The sequence below is a fragment of the Nocardioides jensenii JCM 1364 = NBRC 14755 genome, from assembly GCF_001552535.1.
Lineage (GTDB): Bacteria > Actinomycetota > Actinomycetes > Propionibacteriales > Nocardioidaceae > Nocardioides > Nocardioides jensenii.
In genome coordinates this window covers 1-1,874 of sequence record NZ_BCRJ01000167.1, presented here as the reverse complement: position 1 = coordinate 1,874, position 1,874 = coordinate 1, and the positions used below count along the sequence as shown (strand labels likewise).

At 67.8% G+C, this 1,874-nt stretch carries 1 protein-coding gene; it reads left to right on the top strand.

Going from position 1 to position 1,874, the window contains the following annotated elements; all coding sequences use genetic code 11:
• The coding region (locus tag NJ4_RS24765) for a 2-oxoacid:acceptor oxidoreductase subunit alpha (protein WP_157551346.1) at nt 1-1,874 on the top strand (1,874 nt) is incomplete at both ends.

Below are 1,874 nucleotides of genomic sequence, written 5' to 3'. Positions count from 1 at the left end.
CGTGTGATCATCCGGTTCGCCGGGGACTCCGGCGATGGGATGCAGCTCACTGGTGACCGGTTCACCCAGGAGTCGGCGGCGTTCGGCAACGACTTGGTGACGCTGCCGAACTTCCCGGCCGAGATCCGGGCCCCTCAGGGCACCATCCCGGGTGTCTCCTCGTTCCAGGTGCACTTCGCCGACCACGACATCCTCACCGCGGGGGATTCACCTGACGTGCTGGTGGCGATGAACCCGGCCGCGTTGAAGGCGAACCTGGGTGACCTGAACAAGGGCGCGGCGATCATCGTGGACACCCACGACTTCACCAAGCGCAACCTGGCCAAGGCCGGCTATGCCGAGAACCCGCTCGAGGACGACTCCCCCGAGTCGGAGTTGGCCGGCTTCGACGTCCACCGGGTGGACCTGACCGGCATGACCGTCGAGGCGGTCAAGGAGTTCGGCCTCTCCCGCAAGGACGCCGCCCGGGCCAAGAACATGTTCGCCCTCGGCCTGCTGTCGTGGATGTACGGGCGCCCCACCGAGACCACCATCGAGTTCTTGTCCAAGAAGTTCGCCAAGGTCCCCGACATCAGGGATGCCAACATCACCGCGTTCAAGATGGGCTGGAACTTCGGTGAGACCACCGAGACCTTCATCGTCCAGTACGAGGTCAAGCCCGCCGCGATGGCACCGGGGGTCTACCGCAACATCACCGGCAATCTCGCCCTGTCCTACGGCCTGGTCGCAGCGTCGGTGCAGTCCGGGCTCCCGGTCTTCCTCGGCTCCTACCCGATCACCCCGGCCTCCGACATCCTCCACGAGCTCTCCAAGCACAAGAGCTTCGGGATCACCACCTTCCAGGCCGAGGACGAGATCGCCGGCGTCGGCGCCGCCATCGGCGCCTCCTTCGCCGGACACCTCGGCGTCACCACCACCTCCGGCCCCGGCGTCGCACTCAAGGGCGAGGCCATCGGCCTCGCGGTGATGACCGAGCTCCCCCTGCTGGTGGTCAACGTCCAACGCGGCGGGCCCTCGACCGGGCTGCCCACCAAGACCGAACAGTCCGACCTGCTCCAAGCCATGTTCGGCCGCAACGGCGAAGCACCGGTGCCGATCGTGGCCCCCCAGTCACCCGGTGACTGCTTCAACGCCGCCCTCGAGGCCGCCCGGATCGCGATCACCTACCGCACCCCCGTCATGCTGCTCAGTGACGGCTACCTGGCCAACGGCTCCGAACCGTGGCAGATCCCCGACATCACCGACCTGCCGGTCATCGAACCGAACTTCGCCACCGGCCCCAACGCAACCAGCACCGCCGCCGACGGCACCACCACCGAGGTGTTCCACCCCTACAAGCGTGACGAGGACACCCTGGCCCGCCCCTGGGCGATCCCCGGCACGCCGGGCCTCGAGCACCGCATCGGCGGCCTGGAAAAGGAAGGCAGCACCACCGGCACCGGCAACATCTCCTACGACCCCACCAACCACGACCTGATGGTCCGCACCCGGCAGGCCAAGATCGACGCCATCGCCGACTCCCTACCCCCACTCGAGGTCGATGACCCCACCGGCGACGCCAAGGTCCTGGTCCTCGGCTGGGGCTCCACCTATGGCCCCATCGGGGCCGGCGTACGCCGAGTCCGCAAGGCCGGCTACCACGTCGCCCAGACCCACCTGCGCCACCTCAACCCCTTCCCCAAGGACCTCGGCGACATCCTTGCCCGCTACGACAAGGTCCTGGTCCCCGAGATGAACCTCGGCCAGCTCTCCCTGCTGCTGCGGGCGAAGTATCTCGTCGACGCGATCGGCTACAACCAGGTCCGCGGCCTCCCCCTCAAAGCAGCCGAGCTCGCCGGCGTCATCGGCGACCTGATCGCCCAGGCCGAAGGCAT